The sequence below is a fragment of the Microcoleus sp. B4-C2 genome, from assembly GCF_036705265.1.
In the GTDB taxonomy this organism is placed as follows: Bacteria; Cyanobacteriota; Cyanobacteriia; order Cyanobacteriales; family Microcoleaceae; genus Microcoleus.
This window is the reverse complement of the sequence record NZ_JAUBUB010000005.1, coordinates 104,792-128,663: the sequence shown is the minus strand read 5'-3', so window position 1 is coordinate 128,663 and position 23,872 is coordinate 104,792. Positions and strand designations below refer to the sequence as shown.

20 protein-coding genes are annotated in these 23,872 nt (G+C 45.1%); 9 read left to right on the top strand and 11 right to left on the bottom strand.

Annotated elements, in window-relative coordinates:
* Window positions 1-225: 225 nt before the first annotated feature.
* The 4 genes from tal to QUB20_RS03525 form a co-directional block, all read right to left on the bottom strand.
* Complete coding sequence (tal, locus tag QUB20_RS03540) at window positions 226-1,380, bottom strand: transaldolase (protein ID WP_333245817.1); 1,155 nt, start codon at window positions 1,378-1,380, stop codon at window positions 226-228.
* Between the two features lie 171 nt (window positions 1,381-1,551).
* Window positions 1,552-2,625 carry a class 1 fructose-bisphosphatase gene (gene fbp, locus QUB20_RS03535; protein WP_333245820.1) on the bottom strand — a complete coding sequence of 358 codons (1,074 nt, stop codon included), beginning with the start codon at window positions 2,623-2,625 and terminating at the stop codon, window positions 1,552-1,554.
* A 326-nt stretch (window positions 2,626-2,951) separates the two neighbouring features.
* The gene (locus QUB20_RS03530) at window positions 2,952-3,650 is read right to left on the bottom strand and encodes an ImmA/IrrE family metallo-endopeptidase (RefSeq protein ID WP_333055737.1); all 699 of its coding nucleotides are present in this window, start codon (window positions 3,648-3,650) and stop codon (window positions 2,952-2,954) included.
* Between the two features lie 57 nt (window positions 3,651-3,707).
* Window positions 3,708-4,775: a helix-turn-helix domain-containing protein gene (locus QUB20_RS03525; protein ID WP_333055736.1), complete on the bottom strand. Its 1,068-nt coding sequence runs from the start codon at window positions 4,773-4,775 to the stop codon at window positions 3,708-3,710.
* 348 nt (window positions 4,776-5,123) lie between these two features.
* On the opposite strand from QUB20_RS03525, the gene QUB20_RS03520 reads away from it, so the two are divergent.
* The 3 genes from QUB20_RS03520 to QUB20_RS03510 are packed head-to-tail and all read left to right on the top strand — an operon-like array spanning window position 5,124 to window position 8,497.
* Window positions 5,124-5,345: a hypothetical protein gene (locus tag QUB20_RS03520; RefSeq protein ID WP_333245825.1), complete on the top strand. Its 222-nt coding sequence runs from the start codon at window positions 5,124-5,126 to the stop codon at window positions 5,343-5,345.
* A gap of 36 nt (window positions 5,346-5,381) precedes the next feature.
* Window positions 5,382-6,203: a PD-(D/E)XK nuclease family protein gene (locus QUB20_RS03515; RefSeq protein WP_333055734.1), complete on the top strand. Its 822-nt coding sequence runs from the start codon at window positions 5,382-5,384 to the stop codon at window positions 6,201-6,203.
* Window positions 6,200-8,497: a Piwi domain-containing protein gene (locus QUB20_RS03510; RefSeq protein ID WP_333055733.1), complete on the top strand. Its 2,298-nt coding sequence runs from the start codon at window positions 6,200-6,202 to the stop codon at window positions 8,495-8,497. Before QUB20_RS03515 ends, QUB20_RS03510 begins: the two co-directional genes overlap by 4 nt.
* Window positions 8,498-8,638: 141 nt before the next feature.
* On the opposite strand, the gene QUB20_RS03505 is transcribed toward QUB20_RS03510, so the two are convergent.
* Together QUB20_RS03505 and QUB20_RS03500 are read right to left on the bottom strand one after the other, a co-directional pair.
* Window positions 8,639-8,938, bottom strand: coding sequence for a hypothetical protein (locus tag QUB20_RS03505; RefSeq protein WP_333245828.1), 300 nt, complete (start codon window positions 8,936-8,938; stop codon window positions 8,639-8,641).
* Window positions 8,913-10,133, bottom strand: coding sequence for a phytochelatin synthase family protein (locus QUB20_RS03500; protein WP_333245831.1), 1,221 nt, complete (start codon window positions 10,131-10,133; stop codon window positions 8,913-8,915). The genes QUB20_RS03505 and QUB20_RS03500 overlap by 26 nt, the downstream gene beginning before the upstream one ends.
* A gap of 460 nt (window positions 10,134-10,593) precedes the next feature.
* On the opposite strand from QUB20_RS03500, the gene QUB20_RS03495 reads away from it, so the two are divergent.
* From QUB20_RS03495 to QUB20_RS03485, 3 genes are all read left to right on the top strand, one after another.
* Complete coding sequence (locus QUB20_RS03495) at window positions 10,594-10,791, top strand: hypothetical protein (RefSeq protein WP_333291166.1); 198 nt, start codon at window positions 10,594-10,596, stop codon at window positions 10,789-10,791.
* Window positions 10,792-11,340: 549 nt separating this feature from the next.
* Complete coding sequence (exaC, locus tag QUB20_RS03490; RefSeq protein ID WP_333245836.1) at window positions 11,341-12,861, top strand: acetaldehyde dehydrogenase ExaC; 1,521 nt, start codon at window positions 11,341-11,343, stop codon at window positions 12,859-12,861.
* Between the two features lie 167 nt (window positions 12,862-13,028).
* Window positions 13,029-13,373 (top strand): DUF779 domain-containing protein, encoded by a 345-nt coding sequence (locus tag QUB20_RS03485; protein ID WP_333245839.1) that lies wholly within the window; start codon window positions 13,029-13,031, stop codon window positions 13,371-13,373.
* 334 nt (window positions 13,374-13,707) lie between these two features.
* Here QUB20_RS03485 and QUB20_RS03480 read toward each other — a convergent pair whose 3' ends face one another.
* Window positions 13,708-14,259 (bottom strand): DUF2854 domain-containing protein, encoded by a 552-nt coding sequence (locus tag QUB20_RS03480; RefSeq protein ID WP_333245842.1) that lies wholly within the window; start codon window positions 14,257-14,259, stop codon window positions 13,708-13,710.
* Window positions 14,260-14,339: 80 nt separating this feature from the next.
* Between QUB20_RS03480 and QUB20_RS03475 the strand changes: the two genes are divergently transcribed.
* Together QUB20_RS03475 and QUB20_RS03470 are read left to right on the top strand one after the other, a co-directional pair.
* Entirely contained in the window at window positions 14,340-14,840 is a 501-nt protein-coding gene (locus tag QUB20_RS03475; RefSeq protein ID WP_333245845.1) for a hypothetical protein, read from the top strand.
* Window positions 14,841-15,042: 202 nt separating this feature from the next.
* Window positions 15,043-15,213, top strand: a complete 171-nt coding sequence (locus QUB20_RS03470) for a hypothetical protein (RefSeq protein WP_333242080.1) — start codon at window positions 15,043-15,045, stop codon at window positions 15,211-15,213.
* A 372-nt stretch (window positions 15,214-15,585) separates the two neighbouring features.
* Here QUB20_RS03470 and ppk1 read toward each other — a convergent pair whose 3' ends face one another.
* The 4 genes from ppk1 to QUB20_RS03450 all read right to left on the bottom strand — a co-directional run bounded on the left by ppk1 (window position 15,586) and on the right by QUB20_RS03450 (window position 23,003).
* Window positions 15,586-17,769, bottom strand: coding sequence for a polyphosphate kinase 1 (ppk1, locus tag QUB20_RS03465; protein WP_333242078.1), 2,184 nt, complete (start codon window positions 17,767-17,769; stop codon window positions 15,586-15,588).
* Between the two features lie 246 nt (window positions 17,770-18,015).
* The gene (locus QUB20_RS03460) at window positions 18,016-20,439 is read right to left on the bottom strand and encodes a HEAT repeat domain-containing protein (protein WP_333245849.1); all 2,424 of its coding nucleotides are present in this window, start codon (window positions 20,437-20,439) and stop codon (window positions 18,016-18,018) included.
* A gap of 9 nt (window positions 20,440-20,448) precedes the next feature.
* Complete coding sequence (locus QUB20_RS03455) at window positions 20,449-22,032, bottom strand: tetratricopeptide repeat protein (protein WP_333245852.1); 1,584 nt, start codon at window positions 22,030-22,032, stop codon at window positions 20,449-20,451.
* Window positions 22,033-22,274: 242 nt separating this feature from the next.
* On the bottom strand, window positions 22,275-23,003 hold the full coding sequence (locus tag QUB20_RS03450) for a Bax inhibitor-1 family protein (RefSeq protein WP_333242072.1): 729 nt from the start codon (window positions 23,001-23,003) through the stop codon (window positions 22,275-22,277).
* Window positions 23,004-23,533: 530 nt separating this feature from the next.
* Here QUB20_RS03450 and QUB20_RS03445 point away from each other — a divergent pair.
* Window positions 23,534-23,857, top strand: a complete 324-nt coding sequence (locus QUB20_RS03445; RefSeq protein WP_333242071.1) for a PEP-CTERM sorting domain-containing protein — start codon at window positions 23,534-23,536, stop codon at window positions 23,855-23,857.
* Window positions 23,858-23,872: the final 15 nt, after the last annotated feature.

Sequence of the window (23,872 nt, the reverse complement as noted above, 5' to 3'; positions counted from 1 at the left end):
TTTGTCGGATTTTTGAGACCCATGGGTCTCAAATTTTCCCGGTTCGGGATGGAAAACTCAGCACTTGAGAGCCAAAATCATAGTTGATTTTCCTTTGTCGGATTTTTGAGACCCATGGGTCTCAAATTTTCCCGGTTCGGGATGGAAAACTCAGCACTTGAGAGCCAAAACAATTATCTATTCCGACTCCTAAATGCTTCTGCCTTCAAGGATACAGATATCTGCCTAAGCGACGGGTGACAACTTCTGCACTTTCTCTTGCAAGGAATCCATCAGGGATTGGAACGGGGTGACGAATTTATCAATCCCGTCCAAGAGCAAGTCTGCCATCACTTTGTCCAAGTTGATGTCGATGTCGGGATCTTTGAGACTTTCGATCAGCGTGTAAGCTTCTGCAACGTTGTTCTCAATCCGGGGTGCGACATCGCAGTGGTCGAAACAAGCTTCAACGGTGTTCGGTGGCAAAGTGTTCACGGTGTCGGGGCCGATTAGTTCATCGACGTACATGACATCGCTGTAGTTGGGGTTTTTGGTGCTGGTGGAAGCCCACAGCAAGCGCTGCACTTTCGCTCCCTTGGCAGCTAAAGCTTGCCAGCGATCGCTCGCGACGATCTCTTTATACTTCTGGTAAGCTACCTTCGCATTGGCGATCGCAATTTTCCCCTTCACCGCTTCCAGTTTAGCTTTGGTGGAAATATCGGTGACATTTTTGAGTTTCTCGTCAATCTTGCCATCGATATTGATGTCGATCCGGCTCAAGAAGAAACTGGCAACAGAAGCAATATTGCTCACATCCAAACCTTTAGCCACCCGCGCTTCCAATCCGCGAATGTAAGCCCAGAAGGTTTCGACGTAGCTGTCAACCGAGAACAGTAAAGTCACGTTAACGTTAATGCCTTCGCTGATGACTCGTTCGACTGCGGGCAAACCTTCAGCGGTTCCCGGAATCTTAATCATCACGTTTTCTTTGCCAAGGGCTTTGTAATAGCGCAGGGCTTCGCTAATCGTGCTTTCTGTGTCGTTGGCGATCGTCGGTGGCACTTCAATGCTAATGTAGCCGTCCAAACCCTTCGACTCTGCGTAAACTGGGGCGAAGATGTCGCAAGCGTTGCGGATATCTTCAAATACCAGAGATTCGTAAATCTCCATTACAGATTTACCCGCCCGGATGCCTGCTTCGATATCCGCATCGTAAATCACATTACCCGCGATCGCTTTCTCGAAAATCGCCGGATTAGATGTAATCCCGCGCAGTCCCCGACTTTCAATCATCTGTTTTAGTTCGCCGGACTCGATTAGATCGCGAGTCAAATTGTCCATCCAGATACTTTGGCCAATTTCTTTGATTTCTAACAGGTGATTCGTTGGTGTTGCTGTCATTACTGTAACTCCTACAATTTGATAGCTGTTAATTGGGACTTTAGGATCGGGTCTAAAAGCATTGGGCATTGCTTAGTTGTTAGTTGTTAGTTGTGATTTATTAGTTCTAATCACCAATAACTAATGACTAATAACTAATGACTAATAACTAATGACTAATGACTAATGACTTTACTCTTGGACTGTTCTAGGATTGCGCGATCGATCTTGAATAAAAGACTCGACCATCGCTACATTTTCTTTACTGCCGATTATCAAGGGCGATCGCTCGTGCAGTTTGGTCGGCACAACGTCTAAGATGTCTTGAATGCCCGTACTGGCGCGCCCGCCGGCTTGCTCCATCAAAAACGCCAAAGGAGCCGATTCGTAGAGCAAACGCAATTTTCCCTCCGGTTGTTTGACCGTTCCGGGGTACAAAAACACGCCTCCCTGGAATAAAATCCGGTGGAAATCTCCCACCAAAGCCCCGCCGTACCGGGCGCTGTAGCCTTCGCTGCGGTGTACGTAGCGAATGTACTCTCTCAAAGATTCCTCCCACTGCCAGAAGTTGCCTTCATTAACGCTGTAAATCGGGCCGTGATCGGGAACCTTAATGTTTTCGTTAGCTAGAATAAACTCGCCCAAACTGGGGTCGAGAGTAAAGGAATGAACACCCTGACCGATCGAATAAACCAGCATGGTACTAGGGCCGTAGAGCACGTAACCAGCCGCTATTTGTTTGTGTCCATGTTGCAGCAAGTCGGAAGCAGAACTATCTTCATCGTCCCCCTCTTGCTTGCGGATGCTGAATATGGAGCCTACATTGAGATTGATGTCAAGATTGGAAGAACCGTCTATGGGGTCGTAGAGAAGACTGTAACGCCCGATCGGACAGTTTTCGGGAATGTAGTATGGTTTTTCCATTTCCTCGGAAGCCAAGCGGCAGACAAGTCCGCTTTGCTGGAATACCGAGATAAACACTTCATTGGCATAGATATCCATCTTTTTGACGGATTCTCCCTGCACGTTCGTAGCCCCTGTAAACCCTAAAGCATCTTCCATTAACCCGGCTCTGCTGAGCCGCCTCGCGATCAGCTTAGCCGCCAGCCCGATGCGATTCATCAGGGCACTGAGATCCTGAGCATCTGCTGAAAAGCTGTGGAGTTGCTGGAGTACGTGACGGGATAGAGTTGTGCAATCGCGGTCTAAGGCTTGCACCTGATCGATCGGGCCCAGGCGGGTTTCCCCTGTCGGCGCGTTTACCATGATTTTGATGTCCTCCCTGTCTTGCGGCTTGCTAGTTGGGGATTTTCAGGTGCAAGGCGTTTGCCCCTGAATCGGCTTTTAGGTCGATCGTCCCCCAAGTTCTATCTTAGGAAGGGTTTTGCGATCGGGCGTCGAACTTTAGGTGAATTTTAGATCCCCATCGAAAATTGAGGAGTTCGATCGACTGTTGAGTCGGGAATTGTATCCAAAATAACTAAATTTTTGATTTACGATTGACTTAGCCCACCTAGGGCGGGGCTTGAGGATTCTAGATTCGTTATGAGTGCGATCGGTCAAGATTGTATCAGACGAGCGATCGTGCTTTTCTAAAACAACTTTTGCTGCCCATTAGGTCTTGAATTACCTAAATATATCTGCTTGGAGCCCTTGGAAATGTTAATCAAGCCCAAATCTTGCAGGCGATTTGTTAAATTTGATATTGTTACGCCAAGTTCGTCAGCCATTGCATAGAGGTGAGACCAGTTTGTCAAATTACGTCCCCTTCGCGTCTTTTCCAACATATATTGAGGCATCAACAAACAGCTAGCAAAATATTGAGCTTGCCATTCAATCTTCCAATTTGATTGAGTTGGAGAAGGAATTTTATCACTCTGAAGACCGACACTGCGACACAAAAATAGCTGTTCAGTAGCTTTGCACATTAGAGGTAGTTCGAGCTGCTTTACAACACCATCAGCTTCATCTTGGTTGACATGAAGTATCCAGTGTCCTATTTCGTGAGCTATTGTCGATCGTTGCAGCCCTTCATTTTTTTCTAACTCTGCGAACAGTTCATTAATGGTAATTCGACGTTTGATAGGTTCTATTTTAGCTGCTATTATTCCATCATTATCTGATGGTATTTTGTCCCAAACTATACGGATTTCCAGAGCATCAGCCACCAGAGACGCTTCAAAAGGCCACTTAGTCAGAAAACCTTCTTTTTCCATCTGCATTAAAACCTCATTTGCCTTACCTTCTATTTCTTCTTTTTTTAAGAAGCGATATGGCTTAAATAAACTCATTTTTTCTTATCCTCACTTTTTACAATTGTTATCAAACCTATGGAAATATCATTTGAGCTAGCCTTTACCTGGGTAAATCTGTCGGGAACCTTTTGGTATGTAAACCCAGCCTAAATCTTGCAGGCGATTTGTCAAATTTGATAGTGTTACGCCAAGCTCATCAGCCATTGCGTAGAAGTGTGACCAGTTTGTTAAATTACGTCCCATTCGCTTCTCTTCCAGAATATATCGAGGCATTAACAAACAAGTAGCAAAATATTGAGCTTGCCATTCCACCCAATTCTCCTGCTTATTCAAACTGTACCGATCGAGTTGTTCGCTAGCAAGGCGACACAAGAATATATCTCCTTTTTTTTCAAAATTAGAATTATTTTTATGCTGTTCAGATAAAGTTTCAACTTCATCTTGGTTAACTTGATGTAGTACCCAGTGTCCTATTTCGTGAGCAATTGTTGAAGAGGAAAGTTTATTGTGAAATTCGCAAATATCTTTATTAAGAATAATGGTGCGTTCTTGACGTAAAATTTTAGCGACAATTGGTCCTTCTTCATCAGGAGGAATTATAGCATAACAAATACTAACTTCTAGAAAATCAGCTACACGAGTGACATCAAAGGGCGATTTAAGAATAAAATTTTTTGCTTGCATGCGCTGCAGAATTTCATTAGCACTGCGTTCTATTTCCGCTTTGGAAAAAAAACGATAGATCCGTAGTTGTTTCTCTAGCTCTGAAATTTTGGATTGGAGGGTAGCATTTTCTTTTTGTAGTTTTGCGAGTTGATCCTCCCGTGCTTCTACGAATGAGTCAATGCCAGGATTTTCCCGCACTCGACGGAATAAAGCAGGCATTTCCTTGTAATTCGCCCTGACCATTTCCTCAAGAGCTTCAGTGTCATGTTCGGTCATGCGACCGCCTAGGTAGATCAATTCCTCTGCGTTCAACTCTAGATGCTTTGCTAACGAGCGGATGACCTTCTCACTTGGCTCAAGGTGGTCATTTTCCAGTTTTGAAAGGTAGGTGTAGTCCACTCCTACCTTTACAGCCAGTTCTCTCTGACTCAATCGCTTTTTCCTGCGGGCTTGCCAAATAACCGCACCAAAACTTTGACCTTCTTGTTTATCCATAGCCACATCCGATTTACTGACGAGATTCCCTAAGCCCACTAATTTTAACGTTGCGAGCATTCAAAGGGAGTGAAAGCTACAACCTTTACCTCATAAGGGTTTCAATGCTTTTATTGTCGAGCTATTACCCAAAGTGGTTAATCCACCATAACTTATAGGTCGATCGTAGCTGATGTTGAATAGCTATGTCAACACACTTTTTTATCTCTCGACCCCTTGACATAATTTTTCATGTTGCATATAATTTCAACATTAGAGGTATCTAGCCAGTATGTTGAAATTATATATCAACTAAGACTGGCATCCCTCTAGTTGTTGAGTTACAAAGCTTTATACAGGAGGCAAAGTATGAAAAAACAGCAATCGAATCCGGATCAACTGTGCTTCTCAATCGGCCGACCCCTGCCACTGCTGCTGGAAGAAGTGCAAAAGACGAGCCGGAATCCAAACCTCAGGAAGGCTGTCGAACAAATGCTAGAAGGCTTGCGTACTTTGGAACTAGCTAACCAGACTGGAATTTCCAAGTCAGCTAAAGCCAAAGAGGCAATTCACGCAATTCTCACGAAATGAACCAATAACTGCCCTCTATTATAGAGGGCTCAGCCTGTGAAAAAAATTTGGGCATTTGCCAGTTATAATCTCTGGTTGCAGTTTGCTCCACCAGTGGGAAAAGAACACTTACACTGCGATATGAAGCGCGGTTTTGCCAAAGCACTCCAGCGAGAACCTCAAATAGCAGCACTGTTAGCGACTGACAGCCAACCTCAGACAATTGGACTGCTGGCACAAAGAGGAGTTTATGAATTTCATCAAGCCCCTGAACTGTTATCCCGAAAAGATGGTGCACAGCAAGTAGCAGAAATGCTGAAATTAAATCAACAGTCAGCCGTGGTTGAGGAGCGAGTAAAGCTCATCTTACAAAATTACCAACAGCATCCTATTCTTTTTGGCAAGAACATCATTCAATTGAGTCGAGGTGATGAGGGATTTCCCCAAGCAATTATCATCAAGCAGGGGAATTATCTGTTTAACTTCTATGCAGCAATTGACTGCATTTTTGTTGAGCCTGATGGCAGGCTGCACATTTTGGACTTCAAAACAGGTAAATCTGATTTTGACAGACGACAGGCATACATTTACCTGCTAGCAGCCAGTTATCTCTATCCGAACCAACCAGCTATTGCCTCATTCTACAATTTGGAGACTGGCAAGCAGTCTGACCCAATTAGCGCAACTGCTGGTACACTCAAAGCTTTTCAGATCGAGTTAGCACTAATTGCTCAAAAGCATCAGAAACAGTTAAAGCTTTACAGAGATAATCCTGCTGATTTCAGTATTATTTTTCCAGCGAATCCAGGTTTTAGCTGTGGCTACTGTTCCTTTAATTCAATTTGTCAATTTTCTTCTGTATCAGAGGTTGCTGCATGACTACTGCTCCCGTTCAAATTTCTCGGCCATCAGCCCCATCTCCTACATATCTGAGTGAAATTTTTCAACTGAGTATTTCTCAACCAAATTTAATCTGCTTTCGGCTAGCTCCCGAAGTCGATCGCAAGATTGGCAATCGATTTAGCTGGCGTTTCAGTCAGAAATTTCCTGATGCGATCGTCATTTGGGAAGATAAATGTTTCTGGGTTTTAACTAAACCCGATCAACTAATGCCGAACCAAGGTGAATGGCGAACAGCCCTGAATGAAATTATAGAAGAGTTGAAAAAAGATATTGGCGATCGCTCTTACTCAATTCAATGGGTAAATCAACCAGAGCCAACAGCTTGTATCTTTGCTCAACTAGCTGTAAGGGTATTACAAATCAGGCGGACATTCTCACCTGCTGACACTGTTTGGTCTGATAATCGTGTTGCAGTCAAGCGTGAAGTTGACTTTTGGGCAGAAACTTTTGAACTGCAAGGAATTCTATACCCAGCAATGGTTTTAACGCCTCACAGTTACTTTACTTTTAATGGTACTCTCTCTGATTTCTATGAAAATCATCCTTACCGACACAAGCCTCAAGAGCTTTTGATCGGAATGAAAGTGCGAGTAATTGAAACTAATAGTTCTGCTACGATTGTTAATCTGGCAGGAAACATTGGCGAACGTAGAGAAGAATTGATTGAGAAAGCAACTGGTTCAATTAGCAAAGAAAAACTCAGAGCAGCACCTGACGAGCAACCAGTAGTAGCTGTTCAGTTTGGCAAGGAGACAAAAGAATTTCACTATGCCATGGCAGCTCTTTATCCTTGTATAACAAAGGATACAGCTCACAAAATCGAGGTGGAATATGGGGATTTACTCAAGCATACTAAAATTCCCTACCTAGAACGAAAGAACTGTTTAACCTCCTACAAACAAAAGGCTGGAGAACATCTAGCTATTTATGGTTTTCAGTTAGGAGATAGTATCAATAGCCGTCAGCAGCCCAAAATATTTCGATCGCTGCCATTTAAGCTTGATGAAACAAAACTACTTTTCGGAAAAGACAAGTCCGGTCAAAATGTTATTGGCAAAAGAGGTGAAGTCTTAAAGGGACTGTCTAGAGGTGGTGTTTATCGAAAGCATAAGGAATATGAAGAAGATCCATCGAGAGAAATTCGCATTTCAGTTTTAAAAATTGGTAACTTTAAAGTCAATTCTTTCTTCCTTGAACAAATCTCTCAGCGGCTCAAACTATACAAATTTGAAAGCATCCCTTTGATAGAGCGAGAGAGCAAAAAGATTGATGAAGATAGAGTAAAGGTAGTTTTGACAGATGGCTTGAGTCCAGATGAGGCTAAAGCCCGAGTGGAACAAGCGATAGATGAGTTATTGCCAATTCCCCCGGATCTGGTTTTGACATTTCTACCCCAGAGCGATCGCCACGCTGACAATAGCGAGGATGGCAGCTTTTATGCTTATATATCTTCGCGCTTACTTCGCCGTGGAATTGCTAGCCAAGTCATTTACGAGGACACGCTGAAAGATACTAGCAATCACGGAAATATCCTCAATCAAGTCATTCCGGGAATTTTGGCCAAATTGGGAAACTTGCCTTTTATTCTAGCTGAACCTCTGGAGGTTGCGGATTATTTTATCGGCTTCGATATTTCCCGAACTCCCAAAAAGAAGGGAACTGGAAGCCTAAATGTCTGTGCAAGTGTCCGTCTCTACAGTAAACAAGGAGAGTTTATTCGCTATCGGCTAGAAGATGCTCTTATAGAAGGTGAAGAAATCGATAAAAGAACTCTAGAAAGGTTTCTCCCTGCTGCTGAACTCAGTCGCAAAACTGTACTAATTTACCGTGATGGTCACTTTTGCGGTAGTGAAATCAAGCATTTACGGGAACGATCGAAAGCCATTGGTTCCAATTTTATTCTAGTGGAGTGCATAAAGTCAGGAATTCCCCGACTTTACAACTTTGAGCAGTCAGTTTTGAAAGCACCAAAAAAAGGGTTATCACTTTGCTTGTCTTCCCATGAAGTGATTTTAGTGACAACTGAAGTGAAATCTGAGAAAATGGGTTTACCTTATCCCCTGCGTTTGAGGGTTATTCCTGATGAAGGACAGCAAGTATCACTTGATAGTGTAGTAGAAGCAACTCTTAAACTTACCTTACTACATCATGGAGCCCTTAAAGAGCCGCGCTTACCTGTACCGCTATATGGCTCTGATCGCATCGCTTATCGTCGTTTACAAGGGATTTCTCCGGGTGCATTGGATGGGGATAAACAATTTTGGCTGTAAAAGCGATCGCCTCTAAATCAATCAATATTAGGAGTCACGCACCCCACAAAAGAAACCGGGTTTTTCACCGAATCTGCGGGCTGTAACCAGTATTTTCGTCAAAACCCGGTTTCTGGGTCGCCATGCGTAAGTTCTACTTAATTAAGTCGAGATTTGTGCGCCTTGGGTGTCGAGGCCGATCGCCCTTACATCAGCCTTTACCCCAAATTCCATCCAAGCAGCAGCCATCGCTTTCTCAACCGCATCAGCATTAGTAACATCCATTAAAGCTAAAAGTGTTGGCCCGGCACCGCTAATTACCATTCCATAGGCCCCTGCATTCAGGGCAGCTTGTTGCACTGCTTCATATCCCTGAATCAGAGATTGGCGGTAAGGCTGGTGAATTTTGTCTTGGAGGGCGCAGCGCAGCCAGTTTTCATTCCCAGTTTCCCAAGCCCGCACTAGGGATATTACACTGATGTGCCTTTGAATATAAAATGTAAAACTCCTGGAGTGCTGACATTTGTTCTCTCAATCTAGATATCTCTACATCCAAGGGAGGGAGTAGTTTCTCAAGGTGGCGAACCTCACTAAACCACAGTCGTAACTCGGGTTTGAGAGTTGCATAGAGCGTTTCGGGGCACGACAGTAATATTGCTGTTATTATCTCTGCTACGAATGGCTGTTGCGGCCACTTCCCTACAACAGACATTGCATCCCCGTCATCGCTTGACAAGCATTGGTGAACAATATCAAACAGTGAATTTAACTCAATAGCTGCCCGTAATTTCTCAAGTGTCTCTGCCGTCTCTGACGAGGTATGCAGCATAGTTGTGAATTCAACAGGCAAATGGTGCAGAATGGTACTGACAACTGAAGCAATTGAATCAGGTTGCTCTTTTCTCAGAATGTCTGGGAGTATTTCTGCAAAGTAAGTAGCAACACTACGCCACTGATGTAAATCAAAAGCAACATGAAAAAAGGTTTCGGGCAATCTTTCACTCTTCTGCAAGGAAATATAACCTCGACATTGATTAGTGACGGGATCGACAGGTTCAAATGCTTGCCATAACAAAGGCAGAGAAACCCAGTGAGGTGGATATTTGAAACGGGCAACATCCAGCAGAAGAACTAGATCCCGCTTTGGATGATAACCACCAATAGGTGAGAAGTGACCATCACCCGTTTGTCCCAATACCTTTCGGCTGTAGGAAACAACTAGATGAATATCACCTGACGCCGTAGTCACTTTCTCAACTGCTTGCCGAAAGTTTTCCAAGCTGCGTTGGTGGTAACGGTTAGGCTTTACCACAGCACCGTTGCAACGTGCGATACAGACAAACTCATCAAAGGTGATACCGTTTTCTTTAATGACTGAAAGAGGTAAGCAACAGTCTAAAAATTCCTCTCCATACCATCTCCACACCCCTTTCCAAATGCGACCCGGATCGATGGATAAGGCATTAAGAACAACAACTAAACTACCCAATCCACAAAAAGCGGGTTCTGCTTGAGTATGAAACTGTTCCGCTAGAGCAAAATATCCTTCCATACCTCCCAATGCCAACGCTTCTCGAAATATTTGCTTTCCCTCTACGGAAGAAAATGCAATAGCAGAATCGGGAAGTGAACGACGATAAAACCCTTGAGCAGACATTGAGTGTTTTAACCCTGAGTGCTTATGGTGGTAATAAATATTATGCAAGCTCGTCACCTTGATAATGATGATGAATGCACTTATTTACTATTTTGTTTCCATTTTAGCAATAAAAGGCTCCAAAGGTTTGACTTTCGGGGTGCAAATTTAAAAAACGTGATTATTTGTGACGGACGGCTAGGCATCAAGGTGATGAAACAATTCGGAAATTTGCCACAGATTGAGCGGTAGGCAGCTTGGATAAATCTCACAGCACCCTTCTCAAGAACAGGCAAGATGCCTGTTCCACAAAGAGTAAATTTTCTTGTGGAACAGGCATCTTGCCTGTTCATAAAAAGCTTATTGAGAATGGTGCGACATCTCTGATAAATCAAACTTTTATGAATAGCCTTAATCACGCGATGTTTTATAAGAGTCTGCTCAAGAGTTGTAATAGTTGCAATAAATCCAATTTAAGCCGGTGATTTGGGTTGGCAATGATGTGGTCGATTTTCAGGGATTTTATCTTGAGGTTGCTGATAGCGATATGGGAATTAGCAAATATCTTCCCGATCCACTTTCTGCTCCCTGGTTGGCAGAACTAACCATCTCGTCAAAGATTCCTCTCAGCTATCGGATAATTGTAGAGCAGCACCAAGGATATCTGCGTCACAGTTAATTAATAGTGTTTACCGTTGGGTGGGGGCGGGTTTTTGAGATTGTTGGTTTTAGCATGAGATTGTTGGTGAACCCGCCCCTACAGTGACTGCAAAATAATTTAAAAATGTAAATTTTTGTATATAAACTGACCAAACTGATCGAAAATAGATGATAATTGAACAGTTAATTAATAGTATTAACCGTTGGTATGGCGGGTTTTTGAGATTGTTGGTTTTAGCCAGAGATTGTTAGTGAACCCGCGCCTACAGTGACTGAAAAATAATTTAAAAATGTAAAACCTCGTATATAAACTGACCGAAGAGAGCGAAAATAAACGATACTGGAACAGTTAATTAATAATAGTATTTACCGTTGGGTGGGGGCGGGTTTTTGAGATGGTTTGTTTTAGCCTCAGATTGTGGGTGAACCCGCCCATACAGTGACTGCCAAATATTTAACAAATGTAAAATTTTGTATATGAACTGACCGAAGTTGCGGAAAATAGACGATAGTTGATGCTCAAGAGATTTCAAGCCTCCGCGAAAACAAATTTTAATCAGGTAATAAAATGGTAGTAGCAGCACCTGTTCAATCCGGCAGTCAGTCGATTTTTCAAACTCGCTACGACAACTTTATCGGCGGCAAGTGGGTGCCACCGATGAAAGGGAAATACTCGGAAAACCTGTCTCCAATTACAGGAAAATCAATTTGTCAAATCCCCCGATCGAGCGCCGAGGATGTAGAATTGGCACTAGATGCCGCCCACGCTGCGAAAGACAAGTGGGGTAAGACTTCCCCAGCAGACAGGGCGCGGGTTTTGCACAAAATAGCCGATCGCATCGAAGAAAACCTCGATCGCCTCGCCATCGCCGAAACCTGGGACAACGGTAAACCAATTCGCGAAACCCGCCTCGCAGACATACCGCTGGCGATCGACCATTTCCGCTACTTCGCAAGCTGCATCCGAGCTCAAGAAGGGTCGATCGGCGAACTCGACGGAACCACCGTCGCCTACCACTTCCACGAACCCCTAGGCGTCATCGGACAAATCATCCCCTGGAACTTCCCGATATTAATGGCCGCCTGGAAACTCGCCCCAGCCCTCGCCGCCGGCAACTGCGTCGTGCTCAAACCAGCAGGCCCCACCCCCGCCTCAATCTTGGTACTGATGGAAATCATCGCCGACTTAGTACCAGACGGCGTAATCAACGTCATTAACGGGCCCGGCGCCGAAATCGGCAAAACCCTCGCCACCAGTCCCCGGATTGCCAAAGTAGCCTTCACCGGCGAAACCACCACAGGCAGGCTAATCATGCAATACGCCTCCCAAAACGTCATCCCCGTCACCCTAGAATTAGGCGGCAAATCCCCCAACATTTTCTTTGAAGATATCTGCGCCCAAGACGATGAATTCCTAGACAAAGCAGTCGAAGGATTAGTCATGTTTGCGTTTAATCAAGGCGAAGTGTGCACCTGTCCCTCCCGCGCCTTAATTCAGGAGTCAATCTACGATCGATTCATGGAAAGGGCGATCGATCGCATCCGCCAAATCAAACAAGACAACCCCTTAGATCCGACAACCGCCCTCGGCGCGCAAGTCTCCATCAACCAGATGGAAAAAATCGCCGAATACGTCAAAATCGGTCACGCCGAAGGCGCAGAATGCCTGATTGGTGGCGAAAGAAACATCTTACCCGGCGACTTGCAAGATGGGTATTATTTCCAGCCAACAGTCTTCAAAGGAAACAACAAAATGCGAATTTTCCAAGAAGAAATCTTCGGCCCCGTATTAGCAGTCACCACCTTCAAAGACGAAGCCGAAGCATTAGAAATTGCCAACGATACCCTCTACGGTTTAGGTGCCGGAGTTTGGACTCGCGACATCAACACCGCCTACCGCATGGGCCGCGCCGTTCAAGCAGGCCGCGTGTGGACAAACTGCTATCACTTATATCCAGCCCACGCAGCATTCGGCGGCTACAAATCATCTGGTATCGGTCGCGAAAATCACAAAATGATGTTAGATCACTACCAGCAAACCAAGAATTTGTTAGTCAGCTACAGCCCGAAAGCATTAGGTTTCTTCTAAGGTTTTAGTCATTGGGAAGAAAGAAAGAAGAAAGACAAACTTCAATGATTCGCGAACTCCTTCTTTCTCTCTTTCCTCTCCTTCTCTGCGCCCTCTGCGCCCTCTGCGGTTTATAAAAAAAAATCTCATTCAAAAACGAAATTAAATTGCTACACAAAGAGACTGCAATGGAAACTGCCAAAGTCACCGCAACAGAAGCCGCTTTAAAATTAATCAACCATCTCAAAACTCAACACGGAGAATTGATGTTTCACCAATCCGGTGGCTGCTGCGACGGTAGTTCCCCCATGTGCTATCCCGATGGCGAATTGATCATCGGTGATGGTGACGTATTGCTGGGCGAAATAGGCGGTTGTCCGTTTTATATTGCAGCGCAGCAATACAAATATTGGCAGCACACGCAGTTAATTATAGACGTGGCATGGGGGCCCGGAGGCAGCGATTTTTCCCTGGAAGGGCCCGATGGAGAGCGTTTTATTACTCGTTCTCGCTTGTTTGTTAAGGCTGATTAACTCTGTTTATCCTTAACTTGCCTGCAGTTTCTCTAAAAACATGAATTTGCTTAAGCCTGAAACCCGGTTTCTTTCATGGGAGCGAAAAAACCTATTTTTATTTAAGTTTTGATATACAGCAATTTGGTCGCAAATTGCTGTAAGATTGCCGATAACTTCTCAACCACTATTGTAATGAAGGAAAATCCCATTGGGGCGATCGCTCAATTGCGGATAGAGCTTTTGTTGATAGCGACAGGTTTCACGCTGCCGCTAAAATCAGTATCTGAGCCGATGCAGGATTAATTATTAATTGGCGACTTCAAAATTGCTGCACTCAAAACTTCAGAATACTTTAAGCTTGAGTATTTTTAATTAGAGCCAATTCAATTTTGTCACCAGCCTTTTGAGTCACTTGTGCGCGCAAACCTGGTCCAAAAAAAGTAGCTATTTTGTCTTGCTTTTCTTCCCATAAGTCGATCGGCAGTAGTGGCGAATAAAACTCTAAAATTAACCCATAAGCACCATCAACATCAACTTCCCGCAACCCTTGCAGAAGCGGCCGTTCCTCGTCTGTCGGGGCTAAGCCCAAGCGCTCCAAAGCATCATCTAAGTGCGCGGGTTGGCCGTAGCGAAATCGGGTGATATCTTTGCGGACTTGGTTTTGAGTATCTGTGGCCTGACTTTCTCGCAGGAGAAGAACTTCGGGAGATGTCGGTTCGGTGAACTCCACCGGTTCGAGTTCGGCCGCTTTCAGGGCCAAACCTCCCAGCAACAGCGGAATTCCATAAAAAAAACCGGCTAGGTTCAGGGTAGGTCTGTCTGTGAAGTAGGCTCCGAACCCGACTGCTGCTATAATACCGCCCACAACTAAGGCTAGGTTTGCTAAAGAAATTTTACGTAACATATTAGTGAGGTAAGTAGTCGGACAGAAAAAATATACTTTAATTATTATCTGTCAAAAAGTCTGGAATAAATTTAGTTTTTTTGCCAAAAGACCTGCAAAAACTGCTAGCATCGATGAGCGCGGGAGCGGTGTGCATCCACAGTCTTGTCTCTAGCTTCAGAAGCTTATCCAGCCGGACTCGTCCGGGCGCGCCATTGGTAAATATCCGTGTTAATTGCGCGGCTTTGGTTCCAGAAGGCAATCGAGATCGGCAGTATCATCAAAGTATACAGAGTGGCGATCGCGATCGACACTCTTGCCCTTTCAACCATTTTTCGGACATGATTAAAGACGAAGACAAACAAACTGCTGGAGCAAACAAGGCGGTTCTGGAGCAGATTAACTCGCTCAAACGTGAAGATGAAAGGCTTTATAATATCTTAGCGATCGATGTCTGGGCCCTAGCCAAGACGATGGATGAATATCAACCGGGATTTTGGGCTGCTTTTATGAAAAACCGAGAGAAGGCCCTGAAGCGATTTTTAGCTGGAATGATGAAAAATAAACCCGCAGATAGCAAACGTCCGCCTTTTTTGCGCTAAAATGTGGCTGTAGTTTGGCTGAGGTTTTGATGTACAATCAAACTATAACACAGACTCAAAAACCCTGAGCAGGTTCATCACTTACCATATAAAAACAGTGAAGGATTTGCCCAAAAAGGTATGTCGGTGAATTAAGAATCTCCGTCTGTTCGCAGGGGGGAATGTCAAATATTTTTGTTAATACTAGCAAAGGCAAAAAACCATGGATGCACAAACACTCAAAGAGCGCGTAGCACAGATCGAAGTCAAGCGGGAATCCCTCGTGCGGCTGTTAGATCGATCGGACTTGGGAGCCCTGAGAATAGATGTGAGTCAGGCGATCGAAGAAATTGATGATCTCTTAGAAGAATTCAAGCGTACTTTTAACAGTTAAGTAGTCAGTAGTCAGTAGTCAGTAGTCATTAGTCAGTAGTCATTAGTCAGTAGTTGTCAGTGGTTGGCTAAGCTGTCGCGCCTTTAATTTGCACATAGCAATCCTTTCGTCAGTTATAAACGTGGTTTGGGTTTCTAGTCGGGACGGGCTAGAAGCCCATCCCACAACTGGGAGGGACGGGCTAGAAGCCCATCCCACAAATCATGCAAGGATTGCTATAGTCATGTTAGTAAAAATCTGGTGGGGTGGGCTTCTAGCCCGCCCAAAAAGTTAAAATCAAATGCAGTACAGCTTAATAGCTAACAAGAACCTACACTGCTAACTGCAAATTTGACAACTGACAACTAATGACTAATGACTAATGACTAATAACTAATTCAAAACCATGTCCATCAAAATTTGCTGAGAGCTCACCTCCGGGCAATTAGCAGGCGGCCGCCGCTGAGAGTAGTGTCCTGACGGCTGCAAATCCCAAGCTTGGCGGTTGTCAGCCAGCATTACGCCCAAAATTTCTTGCAATTCCTTAGCAATTGTCGGGTCTTCCACTTGAACTATGGCCTCAACCCGTCTGGTGAGATTGCGCTGCATCCAGTCAGCAGAACCAATATACACCTCTTCGTCGCCACCGTTGAAAAAATAAAACATCCGAGAATGCTCTAAAAAGCGGCCGATAATACTGATAACTCTGATATTTTCGCTAACACCTTCAACGCCGGGACGCAAACAGCAAATCCCCCGAATAATCAAATCAATTTTCACTCCCGCTTGGGAAGCTTCGTACAAAGCAACAATGATTTGAGGGTCAACTAAAGCATTCATTTTAGCGACAATGCGGCCACAGCTACCGGTGCCACCTTCGGCCTGCAAGCGGCAGAATTCTGCCTCGCGGCGAATTAAAGCTAAAAATCGATCGCGCATATTGACCGGTGCCACCAATAATTTGCGATAAGATACCTGCCGCGAATAACCCGTCAAATAATTAAACAAATCCGTCAAATCCGATCCCAAATCCTCGCGACAACTCAACAAACCCACATCGGTATAGAGTCCGGCTGTTTTGGGATTGTAATTGCCGGTGCCGATGTGGACATAGCGGCGGATGTAATCGTCCTCGCGACGCACTACCATCACAATTTTGGTGTGGGTTTTGAGCCCCACCAAACCGTAAACTACGTGGACTCCAGCTTGTTCTAACTTGCGAGCCCAATTAATATTATTTTCTTCGTCAAACCTAGCTTTGAGCTCTACTAAAACGGCTACCTGCTTGCCGTTTTCTGCTGCTTCAATTAAGGCGCTGACGATCGGCGAATCTCCCGAAGTGCGGTATAAAGTCATCTTAATCGCTAACACAGAGCGATCGTGCGCCGCCTCAGTAATAAACCGCTGTACCGTCGCCGCAAACGAGTGATAAGGATGGTGTAGCATCAAATCCCCCTGGCGGATGGCGGTGAAAATATCCTCGCCCTCCTCAGCATCCAACATTAATTTGCCTAAAATCATTGGTGATTCCGAGTTCCGCAAACGGGGCGGCACAACCGGAGTCCAAGGCGGGTCTTTCAGTTCCGGCACCGGCAGCCCCACAAAAGACATCAAATCCTTGAGGCCTAGCAGCCCCTCTACGACGTAAACATCTTGCTCACCGAGATCCAGCTCCTCCATCAGCATATCTCGCAGTGCAGGCGGCATAATCGCTTGAATTTCCATTCGCACCGCAGAACCTCCAAACCGGCGCTTGCGGAGTTCCTGTTCTATTGCCAACAGCAAATCCTCCGCCTCATCTTCCTCCACCGTCAAATCGGAATTGCGAGTAATGCGGAACGGGTGATATTCCTGAATGTCCATCCCCGGAAACAAAGCTTCTAAATTGTGGGCAATCACCTGTTCTAGGGGCACGCCAGTCCAAACCGGAGATTTGCCCCTCTGCTGCCACTGCAAATCCCCCGGTAGTGGCAAAAACCTCGGCAAAACCTGCGGTACTTTGACGCGGGCAAATAATTCTTCCCGCGTGTCGGGGTCCCTGACTACTACTGCTAAATTGAGGCTGAGATTGGAAAGGTAGGGGAATGGGTGGCTGGGGTCAACTGCTAGGGGAGTGAGTACGGGAAATACTTGTTCTTTGAAGTAGCGATGCAAGTAATTCCGCTGTTCTTGATTGAGGTCAATGTAGTCAAGAATGTAGATGCCGCTTGCTGCTAGTTTCGGCCGCAGGGTTTGCTCAAAATAAGAGTGTTGCTGAGAAACCATTGGCAAAAGTCGCTGGTTAAGGGCATCTAGCTGTTGTTGAGGGGTGCTGCCGTCGGAAGTCAATTTGCTGACTTTTGCTTGTACTTGCTGTTTGAGGGCGGCCACGCGCACCATAAAATATTCGTCTAGGTTGGAGCTAAAAATAGCTAGAAATTTGAGCCTTTCTAGGATGGGCGTGCGGGGGTCGAGAGCTTCGTGAAGCACGCGGTTGTTGAATTCTAGCCAGCTTTGTTCTCGGTTGAAGTAATATTGAGGATCGCTGAGGTTGATTTCAGTGTAGGTTTTGGCGGGGGTCTTTTTTGGTTTGGGCATGGTTTGAGGGAGTCTTTGGGAGGCTCGGTGATGGCATCTCTAGAAATAGTATTGTAGGTTAAAGGATTGGTTCGCATCTGCTTTTGGTCGATCGCGCGTTTTTGTAATACCTGTAGGGAAACGGCATTGCCGTGTCCCGCCCCTGGATCTGCGACGTATCCCCTCCCCCCAATCCAATTCTGTACCGCATTCAGCAAGTCCTCTTGATTTGGCGGAAAACCTGTTAACGGCGATTCCAGCGGTGGGTTAAGCGTGCCATGCTTGATAAAATTCTGGGTAAGTCATATTTTCGGCACAATTCCAGATGACTCCGTAGCACTTCTCATTGCGACCCAAATTATTTTTGTAGATTTCGGAAGTTAGGCATTTTTTTAAACCTGAAACTGCGGTAGCGAAATGTTTACCTTTCATAATTTTCAGTAAGCTATCTGCCGGGTCAAAAATAGAATATTCAGGGTGATAATTAGGAATCAACTCTATTAAAGTCGCGATCGCAACTGTGTAATATTTCTCTATTTTCCCTAAGCTAGATGCCGCTCGACACAGGGTATCTGCATTACATGAATTGCGGATTAACTCGACTAAGATGGCGAGCGCTTCAGGACTATCTTTTCCTATTGTCCCTAAGCTAGATGCTGCTTCCCACGGGGTATGTTCATCACCTGAATTGCGGATTAACTCGACTAAAGCGGTGTTCGCTTCCGGGCTATCTTTGCCGATTTTCCCCAAGCTTTCTGCTGCTTGCCGTCGGGTATATTCATTCTGAGAATTAGCGATTAAATCGACTAAAGCGGAGATTGCTTCTGGGCTATCTTTACCGATTTCCCCCAAGCTTCCTGCAGCTAAACGCCGAGTAAATTCATCACCTGAATTGCGGATGAAATCGACTAAAATGGAAATTGCTTCTGGGCTATTTTTGCCTATTTTGTTTAAACTTGCTGCTGCTGATGACTGGGTTATTTTATTGTTTGAATTGCGGATCAAATCGCCTAAAGCTAAAATCGCTACTGTGTTACCTTTGTCTATTTTCCCCAAACATTCTGCAGCTCGCCACCGGGTAACTTGATTGCGGGAAGTGCGAATTAACTCGACTAAACCAGCGATCGCAACAAGGTTATTTTTGCCAATTGTTGCTAATCTTTCTGCCGCTTGATAACGATTATCTTTAGGACGGTAGTTGCGGATTGAATCCAATAAAGTTTCGATCGCTACCGGGTTATCTTTGTCTATCTTACCTAAAATTTCTGCCGCTCGCCCTTGAGTAACTTTATTATCTGAAGTGCGGATTAACTCGACTAAAGCGGCGATCGCCACTGGATTATTTTTGCCTATTTTCACTAAGCTATATGCCACTATTATACAGGTAGGTACGTTAGACCACCCGAAAACCGGGTAGAAACCGTTCTCAACTGAATTGCGGATTAGTTCGACTAAAGCGGCGATCGCTTCTGGGCTATCTTTTCCTATTTCCCCCAAGCTATATGCCGATCGCTTCCAGGTGTTTTTATCAACAGAAGTGTGAATTAACTCTGCTAAAGCGGAAATCGCTACTGGGCTATCTTTATCAATTTTACCCAAGATATCTGCCGCTTGCCACCGAGTAACTTCATCCTGAGAAGTATTGATTAATTCGACTAAAGCGGCGATCGTGTCTGGGCAATTTTTGCCGATTTCCCCCAAACTTCTGGTCGCTTCCCTCCGGGTATATTCATCACCTGAATTGCGGATCAACTCGATTAAAGCGGAGATAGCCCTTTGGCGATCTGTTTCTTTCAGAACTTCCCTTGCCCTCTCGACAATTGGATCGAGAAATGTCCGCCAATCCTGTTTTTGCTTATTAAAATAACCAAATCCCCAAATAACAATCTGCGACACAATCTCATCAGCAAGACTACAATCTTTAAACTCAGCAATCCCCGCAGCCGCTAGAAAATATGCCCGATATCCATAAAATTTATCCCACCCAACCTTAAACTTAACCAACGCCTTAATAAACGCTTCCTTCTCCTCCTTCCCTACATCGTCACGCCCCAACCACAGCAAAATAACCTCTTTCCACTGCTTCTCAAAAATGCGATACCTAGCATCAGGATGTTGCGGATTCTTAGGAATGTGATTCAAGAAAAAGTGCCAATTCTCAACCGCCAACGCCGCAAAATATTCTTGAAACGTCGGATGGTAAAAAGCATAAATCCCCTCCGCCGTCTCCGCATCCCTCGCCACTAAATTCAGCCAACCCAAACGACAAGCTAACTCAAACTGCGATGCACCCATCACCCGATATCCCACACTTTCTCGCAACTGAAACCGCGACGTTTCATTTAACATCCCTGAAAGTGCCAATTTCCCCAAAGCAGCATTCAATTCCTGCTGCTGAATCAAATTCAGGCGCGGTTTTTTCCACTGATACAAAGTAGTCACAAACCGCTGATAAAGCTTAGCCTTAGTATCCGGTAAATCCCCATCCAACGACTGCCAAGTGCCGCACAGCAGGGAACATCTCAGGGGATTTTTCACTAAATCTCGAATTCGCTCTTTTCCCGGTGCTGCTAATGCTTCGCGTAGCTGTTGAGAAAGATCCTCTCCAGCCCCCCTTGCTAAGGCTACCGTGTACACACCAACCCCTTGATAAGGGGAGGGTTGGGGTGGGGTAAAAAATTTACGATTCATTTAGGATTGCTATATATACTGCGAACCTGTTGAATTGAAAGTTTTACCGCATTCGTGAGCGCATACGTCCAACCTTTTGGAACAGGAAAAACTTTTCGTGAGGTCTTCGCGAAACCAATCTCTGGCGATCGCATCTTTCACTGATTGAGTTCTGAGAGAATTAAAGCCATTTCCATACTTTTCAATTAAAGCCAGCATTTGCGGTCTGTAAGTGTGGTTATAAACAGCGTATTTAGTATGGCTTACCCAACAGCAAGGCCAGAGTTCCGCTTCAAAACTGATGAAAATCTCTTTGCTGGCTTGAGTTTGACAGCTAATTTCTACATTTCGGTAGTAATTGTTTAGGCTACCAAATTTTTCTACAGCTTGGATAAATTGGTCTCCCTGGGGATTTTTATATTGTTCCAAGGATGGGGGTTGCAGTTCTTCGCTGGCTGGCTGTGAGGGGACAGAAGGAGTTGCTTCTGGTGCTTGAGAGGTTTCGATTGCTATAGCTTGATACCAAGCATAATTTGCTTTTTCTGGTTGCCCCAACTGCGTCAACACTTTAGCCAAATTGCGATAAGCTCCTGCAAAATTGGGTTTAAGCTCGATCGCCTTTTGGTAATAAGCACTAGCGGGCTGCCACTGTTGCTGTTGAGCATAAAGACTGCCGACATTAGCATAAACTTCGGGAAAATTAGGCTGAATTTTGAGGGCTTTTGCGTAACAGTCTGCTGCTGCTTGCATCTTCCCCAAACCTTGAACAGCATTGCCTAAAGTTTTCCATGCTGCTGCAAAATTAGGTTGATTTTTTAGGGCTTGTTGGCTGGCTGCGATCGCCTCTGATAGCTTTCCTTGTTTCAAGAATTCCTCAGCTTGTTTGTGCAATCCAACAGCGGTCTGTGTTTGATTTTGAGGAGCTGACGCATTATTTGTTGCTGGTTGGTTTGGGCGATCGCTCTTGGCATCTACCTGAGACTTTTCTGCCTTCGGAGGCTGTTGATTGGCGGACTCTTTTTCATAAATTTCTTTCGCCACAAAACGAGAGGTTGCTTTCGGTACAAACTCGACAAATCCTAATTTTTGGGCTAAATCCCGTGCTGCTTCTACTTGGTGCTGGTTGTGTTCAAAAATCAAGTAGTGCCATACAGCTTTTCCGCCAGCTTGGATGAAGGCATTAACAGACTGCATTATTCTGTCCCAGTTGGTATTTTGGCGGTAGATGCTGTTAGTATCTGCCAACCCGTCGATACTAAAAGTTACGCTATCGTGTTCTCCTGTCATCGCCTTTGCCAGGGCTTGCCACCAGTCGGGATTGCGTCCGCTACCATTAGTATAAAGCCCGATTTGAGGAACTCCCATGCGGTGCAAATACTCGATCGCGGGAATTGTGGTATTGCTAGTCATAGCATCGCCGTAGTTGCCACACATATACACCAAATCCAACTGAGAGCAAAACTCTTGTGGGAAAATTCTCTCAATATCCTCCATCTTTAATTCTGCCCCCGGCAAAATCGGGTTGCCGGTGCGGGGACACTGGGGACAAGCTGCATTGCACCTGGAGGTAATTTCTACGCTGACTCTCCTGATATCTTCATATTTTAAGTACATGAGTTTTCTCCAATTAATTTGTGATTAATATTGAAATCGCGATCGACAGAATTAGATAACAAGAGGTGTGATTGAGTGATTAAAAATTAAAATTATACCTTATGCCTGCAGGCTGTGAACATGATATAAGTTTTTTGTATAAAGACCGAGGCGGCGATGACGACTATCTTGATTTCAAATCTTAATCAAAAACCGCAGCTCGATCGACATCGAGCCGCGGTTTTTTTAAGCTAAAGTTTCACTTAATCCCGGCCGTTGAGAGCAATCAGCAGGCGCAGAATGAAAATGAACAAGTTGACGTAGGTCAAGTACATCGACAGAGCGGCGGGCAAATACTGGTCGTCGCGGTAGCTGCGGGGTAATATGTAAAAATCGACGATCGCAGCGCCGGCAAATATAAACACGCCGATGCCAGAAATGCCAATTTCCAACCAGGTTGGGGTGTAGACGCCAAATAGAGATAGCAGAAACTGACCGCCAACGACGACTAACAAAGCAATCACACCTAAACTGATAGTTTTGGTGAGGGCCATGCCGTCTTGTTCAGAAAGGTTGGAGCCAATTTGGCGGGCGGCGATAAAAGTAATGCCACAGCCGAGGGCGGCAAAACCAATACCGGCGATGCCGACGCCTTCGCTTCTGAGGGCTATAGACACCAATCCGCTGAGGGTGTAGCCTGTAAGCAAGCTGTAGGTTGCCAGCAGAGGCAAAGCGGTATTTTTGTTATTTTGTTCGGCTGCGCCGCGGGCGACAAAGAACAGAATTAATTGTAGGACGATCGCGGCGATGAACGTGGGAAAGAAGATCCCAGGATAGTTACGAATCACTCCGAGGCCGCCGTAGGTGCCGACAGCAGTTAAGACAAGTCCGCCGCCGACGAAGGGGAGAGCGTTGGAGATGACGTTGGGGCCTACTAGCGCGTGGTTTTTGGCCTCGCGCACGGCTTCGCGGAAATTGCTAGTGTTACTCACGAGGATTTACCTAATTTTGGCTGAGAATTGCTATCTATCATTTTGACAGCTTTACACTTTGTTTGCAAAACCTCAAAGAGTTTAAAGATTTGATAAAGAACGGGGGTGAAATCACTCCAACGCAGGGATCGATTGTTTATAATCGACTGCGTACAGGTCTGTGCCGTGTCGCCCTCTCGCACCGTTGCGCGTCGTGGCTAAGCTATAATTGAGTTTAAGAGGTCGGCGCTATCTGCGGTCAAGGGCTACCTTAAAGTCGATAAAATCGCAAATAGCGGATGTAAATCAATTTGGGATGGGGGATTTACGATTGCGGATTAAGGAGTATATGCTAGAGGCAGGGATCACAGTTAATTTTAGGCTTTTGATGGGCGACTTAGTTTAAACTAGAGACCAGAAACTTCAATAATGTAAAATCGCCAATCAAAAATCGCTTCCGTTAATTACTAAGGTAGCTCAGACAGAGGATACCCAGAAAATTAATGAATAGATCGAGTTCTATCGAAAAACTGCTAAATAGGTAATGTCCAATGCCCACATTTTTTGAGCGCAAATTATTGCCACCTACAGCCGGAATTTTATTGGCTGCCGCCGTTATTTCCGGCGGTCAACCTGCCGTTGCAGCTAATGTCCGAGCCGTTTATACCGCTACTTCTGGGCAGGGTTCAGAAAATTTGCTGCTGGCTAAAAATACCGAGCAATTCACCCAAGCAAATTCTGGAATACCGAGCCGGGGGCCGGCTAAGCCGGAGCCTCTCCCGGCAAGAATTCCTGAGCCTTCGGCGGTGGTAGGGTTGGGTTTAGTTGCGGGTTCGCTGGCGCTGACTCGCCGGAAAGTGAGAGTTAAAAATTAGACTTTTAGCCAAAAG

What these genes read in the sequence shown, in the direction of transcription:
- tal (WP_333245817.1), bottom strand. Translation starts at nt 1,380, where the DNA reads ATGACAGCAACACCAACGAATCACCTGTTAGAAATCAAAGAAATTGGC.
- fbp (WP_333245820.1), bottom strand. Translation starts at nt 2,625, where the DNA reads ATGGTAAACGCGCCGACAGGGGAAACCCGCCTGGGCCCGATCGATCAG.
- QUB20_RS03530 (WP_333055737.1), bottom strand. Translation starts at nt 3,650, where the DNA reads ATGAGTTTATTTAAGCCATATCGCTTCTTAAAAAAAGAAGAAATAGAA.
- QUB20_RS03525 (WP_333055736.1), bottom strand. Translation starts at nt 4,775, where the DNA reads ATGGATAAACAAGAAGGTCAAAGTTTTGGTGCGGTTATTTGGCAAGCC.
- QUB20_RS03520 (WP_333245825.1), top strand. Translation starts at nt 5,124, where the DNA reads ATGAAAAAACAGCAATCGAATCCGGATCAACTGTGCTTCTCAATCGGC.
- QUB20_RS03510 (WP_333055733.1), top strand. Translation starts at nt 6,200, where the DNA reads ATGACTACTGCTCCCGTTCAAATTTCTCGGCCATCAGCCCCATCTCCT.
- QUB20_RS03500 (WP_333245831.1), bottom strand. Translation starts at nt 10,133, where the DNA reads ATGTCTGCTCAAGGGTTTTATCGTCGTTCACTTCCCGATTCTGCTATT.
- exaC (WP_333245836.1), top strand. Translation starts at nt 11,341, where the DNA reads ATGGTAGTAGCAGCACCTGTTCAATCCGGCAGTCAGTCGATTTTTCAA.
- QUB20_RS03485 (WP_333245839.1), top strand. Translation starts at nt 13,029, where the DNA reads ATGGAAACTGCCAAAGTCACCGCAACAGAAGCCGCTTTAAAATTAATC.
- QUB20_RS03480 (WP_333245842.1), bottom strand. Translation starts at nt 14,259, where the DNA reads ATGTTACGTAAAATTTCTTTAGCAAACCTAGCCTTAGTTGTGGGCGGT.
- QUB20_RS03470 (WP_333242080.1), top strand. Translation starts at nt 15,043, where the DNA reads ATGGATGCACAAACACTCAAAGAGCGCGTAGCACAGATCGAAGTCAAG.
- ppk1 (WP_333242078.1), bottom strand. Translation starts at nt 17,769, where the DNA reads ATGCCCAAACCAAAAAAGACCCCCGCCAAAACCTACACTGAAATCAAC.
- QUB20_RS03460 (WP_333245849.1), bottom strand. Translation starts at nt 20,439, where the DNA reads ATGAATCGTAAATTTTTTACCCCACCCCAACCCTCCCCTTATCAAGGG.
- QUB20_RS03455 (WP_333245852.1), bottom strand. Translation starts at nt 22,032, where the DNA reads ATGTACTTAAAATATGAAGATATCAGGAGAGTCAGCGTAGAAATTACC.
- QUB20_RS03445 (WP_333242071.1), top strand. Translation starts at nt 23,534, where the DNA reads ATGCCCACATTTTTTGAGCGCAAATTATTGCCACCTACAGCCGGAATT.